The sequence below is a fragment of the Novosphingobium mangrovisedimenti genome, assembly GCF_025153475.1.
GTDB classification, from domain to species: domain Bacteria; phylum Pseudomonadota; class Alphaproteobacteria; order Sphingomonadales; family Sphingomonadaceae; genus Novosphingobium; species Novosphingobium mangrovi_A.
Window position 1 is genome coordinate 1 of sequence record NZ_JANZXA010000077.1, and the last position, 306, is coordinate 306.

At 65.4% G+C, this 306-nt stretch carries 1 protein-coding gene; it reads right to left on the minus strand.

The window, feature by feature from the left end:
* Nucleotides 1-306, minus strand: a 306-nt coding sequence (locus NZK81_RS21540; RefSeq protein WP_260048002.1) for a DUF5801 repeats-in-toxin domain-containing protein, incomplete at both ends; no start/stop codon positions are given.

Sequence of the window (306 nt, forward strand, 5' to 3'; positions counted from 1 at the left end):
CGTCTGGACGACCTTGAGGTCCGCCGCATTGGCCAGCGTCAGGCCCTCGCTGTCATCGTCGCTCGCCGTGCTGCCGTGCCAGATGTTGTTGCTCTGGGCGAAGGTGACCACGCCTGTCGTCTGGTCGATGCTGATCGTGAAATAGGTCGTGCCGCCGTAGGAGCCGGTGACCGTATTGCCCGACTGGTTGAGCACGATCTCGTTGCCCATCGCCCCGCCGACACCCAGCGTGTAGAGCCCGGACCCGACATTGGAGCCGGTCAGGACAAGGCTGTAGCCCACCGAGCCGGCACCGTCGGTGCCGTA